Annotated in this window: 4 protein-coding genes; all 4 read left to right on the top strand. The window is 69.0% G+C overall.

Features of this window, described 5'->3' with window-relative positions; all coding sequences use genetic code 11:
• On the top strand, positions 1 to 1,513 hold a 1,513-nt coding region (locus VFW69_RS03940; protein ID WP_526498383.1), incomplete at its 5' end, for a PD-(D/E)XK nuclease family protein.
• Positions 1,514 to 1,524: 11 nt separating this feature from the next.
• Positions 1,525 to 3,231: an exodeoxyribonuclease V subunit alpha gene (gene recD, locus VFW69_RS03935; RefSeq protein ID WP_526498385.1), complete on the top strand. Its 1,707-nt coding sequence runs from the start codon at positions 1,525 to 1,527 to the stop codon at positions 3,229 to 3,231.
• 8 nt (positions 3,232 to 3,239) lie between these two features.
• The gene (locus VFW69_RS03930) at positions 3,240 to 3,983 is read left to right on the top strand and encodes a TVP38/TMEM64 family protein (protein WP_526498381.1); all 744 of its coding nucleotides are present in this window, start codon (positions 3,240 to 3,242) and stop codon (positions 3,981 to 3,983) included.
• A gap of 271 nt (positions 3,984 to 4,254) precedes the next feature.
• Positions 4,255 to 5,358, top strand: a 1,104-nt coding sequence (locus tag VFW69_RS03925) for an HNH endonuclease signature motif containing protein (protein ID WP_526498379.1), incomplete at its 3' end; no start/stop codon positions are given.

The following is a 5,358-nucleotide window of genomic DNA, read 5'->3' as shown; positions in this document are numbered from 1 at the left end:
CGACAGCGACGCCGCGGCCGTGCAGATCATGACCGTCTTCGTCAGCAAGGGGCTGCAGTACCCGATCGTGTATCTGCCGTTCGCGTTCAACCGCAACACCCAGGACAGCGATGTGGTGTTGTTCCACGACGAGGACGGCATGCGTTGCCTGCACGTCGGCGGCAAGGACAGCCCCGATTTCAAAGCCGTTGAGCGACTAGGACGTAAAGAGGACGCCAGCGACGACAGCCGATTGACCTACGTCGCGCTGACCAGGGCCCAGTCCCAGGTGGTGGCGTGGTGGTCACCGGCGTATTACGAACCCAACGGCGGCCTCTCGCGGCTGCTGCGCGGTCGCCGGCCCGGCGAACCGGTGGTGCCGGACCGATGCGAACCCGCCAAGATCTCCGACGACGATGCTATGGCCCGGCTGCGCGAGTGGGCGGCGGCGGGCGGGCCGGTCATCGAGGAGTCGGTGGTGGCCCCGGCCCCATCGCTGGCCGCCGAGCCGATGCCCGAACGCCTGGGGAATCGCCACTTTCACCGGGGCATCGACACCGGCTGGCGGCGCACCTCGTATTCCGGTTTGATCCGGGCGGCGCAGGCCAGCGGAGTGAGCAGCGAACCCGAAATCGGCGAACTCGACGACGAAGTCGGCGACATCCCGTTGGTGTCAGCGGTAGTCGGACCGGACGTGCCCTCGCCGATGGCGGACCTGCCGGCGGGGGCCACCTTCGGCACCCTGGTGCACGCCGTGCTGGAGACGGCCGACCCGTTGGCCGCGGACCTGGCCGCCGAGCTTGCGGCGCAGATCCGGGCTCACTCGGTGTGGTGGCCGGTCGCCGCGGCCCCCGAGGAGCTGGCCGCGGCGATGGTGCCGATGCACGACACGCCGCTGGGCCCGTTGACGGATGGTAGGACGCTACGCCAGATCGGATTGTCAGACCGGTTGCGCGAACTGGACTTTGAGCTTCCGCTGGCAGGCGGTGATCTTCGTTTGACGACGCCGGAGGTGCGGCTCGCGGATCTGGCGCCGCTGTTGCGCGAGCACCTGCCCGGCGATGATGTGCTGGCATCGTATGCCGACCGGCTGGCCGAACACGGCCTCGGCGATCAGTCGCTGCGCGGATACCTCACCGGGTCGATCGACGCCGTCCTCCGCGTTCCCGACGGATCGGGGCACCGCTTCGTGGTGGTGGATTACAAGACCAACCGGCTCGGCGACCCGGAACGAGCGCTGACCGCCGCCGACTACGACCGGTCACGGATGGCCGAGGCGATGTTGCACTCGGACTATCCGCTGCAGGCGCTGTTGTATTGCGCGGTGCTGCATCGATTTTTGCGTTGGCGGTTAAGCGATTACGATCCGAGCCGACATCTCGGCGGCGTCCTCTACCTGTTCGTGCGGGGGATGTGCGGCGCGCAGACGCCCGTGCTCGACGGTCACCCGGCGGGCGTCTTCGATTGGCGGCCGCCCTGGCCGTTGATCGCGGCCCTGTCGGACCTGCTCGACGCCAAGGGGGTGGCCGCGTGACGGTGGAAGTCATGTCCGTGACCGGGCTGCTGCGCACGTTCAGCGATGCCGGGGTATTCGAGCCCGCCGATATCCATGTGGCGCAACGGCTTACCTCGCTCATCGGCGAATCCGATGAGCGGGTGGCGCTCGCGGTCGCCCTGGTGGTGCGTGCGCTTCGGGGTGGTTCGGTCTGCGTCGATCTGCGCGCGGTGCACGCCCAGGTCGACGAAGCCGACCTGCCCTGGCCCGACGCCGGCGACTGGATGGCGGCGGTGCGGGCGAGCGCACTGCTCGGGTCGCCGCCGGTGTTGCGGTTGTTCGGCGACCTGCTGTATTTCGACAGGTATTGGCTCGAAGAAGAGCAGGTGTGCACGGATCTGCTGGCCCTGTCGGTGGCCCCGACCACCGTCGAATCGACCAGTTACGAACGGCTTTTCGGTCCCGGTTATGAGGAACAGCGGGTGGCCGCCGAGATCGCGGTCGCGCAGGCGCTGACCGTGCTGACGGGCGGGCCCGGCACCGGTAAGACGACCACGGTCGCGCGCCTGCTCGCCCTGCTGGTCGAACAGGCGGAGCGTGCCGGTCTGCCAAGACCGCGGATTGCGCTGGCCGCACCGACCGGGAAGGCGGCGGCGCGGTTGGCCGAGGCGGTGGCCGCGGGAAGCGAGGAGCTCAGCGCGGCGGACAGGGCGCGGCTGACCGGCCTGCCCGGAACCACGCTGCATCGCCTCCTGGGCCCCCGACCGGATACGTCGGTGCGGTTCATGCACAATCGCGCCAATCGACTACCGCACGACGTCATCGTGGTCGACGAAACGTCGATGGTGTCGTTGACGATGATGGCCCGGCTGGTCGAGGCGGTCCGGCCGGACACCCGGCTCATCCTGGTCGGCGATCCCGACCAGTTGGCCTCAGTGGAGGCCGGTGCCGTGCTGGCCGACCTGGTGGACGGGTTGGCCGCCCGCGACGACGTGCGGGTCGCGGCCCTGCACACACCGCACCGATTCGGCACGTCGATCGGCGCCCTGGCCGAGGCGATCCGAGTCGGCGACGCGGACCGTGTCGTGCAGTTGTTGGCGGCCGGCGGTGGACACATCGAGTGGGTGAACTCCGAGCGCCCGGCCGAGCGGCTGCGTGAGGTGCTGGTTGCTCACGCGCTGCGGCTGCGCTCGGCCGCGCTGCTGGGCGCGGCGGACGAGGCGTTGGCCACGCTGGACGAGCACCGGCTGTTGTGTGCGCACCGCGCGGGTCCGTATGGGGCGACACATTGGAACACACAGGTGCAGAAGTGGATTGCCGAAGCCACCGGCCAGCCGGCCTGGTCGCAGTGGTATGCCGGCCGTCCCTTGCTGGTGACGGCGAACGACTACGGGCTGCGCCTGTACAACGGCGACACCGGCGTGACCGTGGCCGCCGCGGACGGCCTGCGTGCCGTCGTCGCCGGCGCGACCGGACCGCTGGTCTTCGCGACCAGCCGCCTCGGCGAGGTGGAAACGATGCATGCCATGACCATTCACAAGAGCCAGGGCAGCCAGGCCGACGAGGTGACGGTGCTGATACCGCCGGAAGATTCGCGATTGCTGACGCGGGAATTGTTCTACACGGCGGTGACCCGGGCGAAGACCAAGGTGCGGGTGGTGGGCCCCGAGGCGTCGATCCGCGCGGCGATCGAACGCCGGGCGCTGCGGGCCACCGGATTACGGCAGCGGCTGCGTGCCCGCACCGCCGCGAAGTGACGGCCGGCATGGACGACAGCGACGCTCCCGCACCGGCATCGCGGCCCGGATCGCGTCGGGGCCACATCGTGCGGCTCGCCGTGTTCGCCGGGTTTCTCGCGGTGGTCTTCTATTTGGTGGCCGTTGCGCGGGTGATCAACATCGACGAGATCCGGGGCGTGGTGTCGGCCACCGGGCCGGCGGCGCCGCTGACCTACGTGGTGGTCTCGGCGGCGGTCGGCGCGATGTTCGTTCCCGGCTCGATACTGGCCGCGGGCAGTGGGTTGCTGTTCGGTCCGCTACTGGGTGTCTTCGTGACGCTGGGCGCGACGGTGGGCACCGCGATCGTCGCCAGTTTCGTCGGCCGCCGGGCCGGCCGCGACAGCGCACGCGCACTGCTGGGCGACGCACGGGCCGATCGCATCGATGCCCTGATCGGACGCGGCGGACTGTGGGCGGTCGTCGGCCAGCGCTTCGTCCCCGGCATCTCGGATGCACTGGCCTCGTATGCGTTCGGGGCTTTCGGAGTTCCGGTGTGGCAGATGGCCGTTGGCGCGTTCATCGGTTCGGCGCCGCGGGCCTTCGCCTACACCGCGCTGGGCGCTTCGATCGGGAATCGGTCGTCGCCGTTGGCCTACGCGGCGATAGCGGTGTGGTGCGTGAGTGCGATCGTCGGCGCGTTCGCCGCGCATCGTGGATACCGGAAATGGCGTGGGCACCCGCGTTGCGGCGAGGACGACGGCGCGGCGGAGCCGGGTTCGGAAGCCCGCTAGCGAACCTCGGTCGCTGACGGCGCCGAAAGCACTCTGTCCCAAGGTCAACCGGTTCGTCGTCGTGACGGTCGACAACCGTATTCAGGCTTGGTGTTCCACCGCTGCCGGCAGCGAGTGCTTGAAACCTGACTCGGCTCACGAATCGAGATTAGCGGTCGTTGCAGCGGCCTGACCTGTTGCTTTGCGGCGTGGGTTGGGGGATGTGCGCACCAAACTCGGAAGCGGGGATCGGGCGGCCGGGATTGTCGGTGGTGGCTGCGATGATGACGTCATGTCTTCGACCGCATCCGCTGGCGCCGTGGTGGTGAGTCCTGGCGAGCGCCTTGAGGTGTTGTTCGAGGAGCTGGCGGAGTTGACCGGTCAGCGCAATGCGATTGATGGGCGCATTGTGGAGATCGTGGCCGAGATCGATCGCGACGAATTGTGCGGTGTCACCGGGGCGCGGTCGGTGCCGGCGCTGGTGGCGTGGAAGACCGGTTGCTCGTCGGCAAACGCGCACACGATCGCCACGGTCGCGAGCCGGCTGGAGGAGTTCCCGCGCTGCGTCCAGGGCATGCGGGAGGGCCGCTTCTCGCTGGATCAGGTTGGCGTTATCGCGCAGCGAGCGGGCGAGGGGTCCGATGAGCATTACGCGCAGCTGGCGCGCTGTGCCACGGTCAGCCAGCTGCGCACCGCGGTCAAGCTGGAACCGCGACCCGAACCCGAACCTCGGCCCGAGCCCGAGCCCGGACCCGAGCGCGCGATCATCACGACCGCCAACGAGCACGGGAGCTGCTACCGGATCACACTTGGCCACCATGACGCCGCGAAGTTCGACGCCGCCTTGGCGTCTCATCGTGATGCGCTGATCGCCGAGTGGAAGCGTGATCATGGCGCTGGCGCGGGCGTTTCCGGTCAGCGGCCCCCGTTGCCTAGCACCGTCGAGGCGTTTATGCGCCTGGTCGAGGCTGGATGGGACGCTGAGGCGGCGCGGCGCCCACACGGGCAGCACACCACCGTGGTGGTGCACGTCGACGTTGCCCAGCGTGTCGCCGCGCTGCATCTGGGTCCGTTGCTCACCGACGCCGAACGCCGATACCTGACGTGTGATGCCACGTGCGAAGTGTGGTTCCAACGTCACGGCGAGGTCATTGGTGCGGGCCGGGCGACCCGGCTGGTCAACCGGCGGCTTCGCCGCGCGCTGGAGCATCGCGACCGCATGTGCGCGGTTCCTGGCTGTGGTGCCACCCGTGGTCTGCACGCCCATCACATTCGGCACTGGGAAGACGGCGGCTCAACGGAGTTGGCCAACCTGGTGCTGCTATGCCCTTATCATCACCGGCTGCACCATCGTGGCGTCATCACCATCACCGGACCCGCAGACGCTGTCATCGTC

It is taken from the genome of Mycobacterium sp., from assembly GCF_036273375.1.
GTDB lineage: Bacteria > Actinomycetota > Actinomycetes > Mycobacteriales > Mycobacteriaceae > Mycobacterium.
This window is presented reverse-complemented; position numbering and strand designations above follow the sequence as displayed.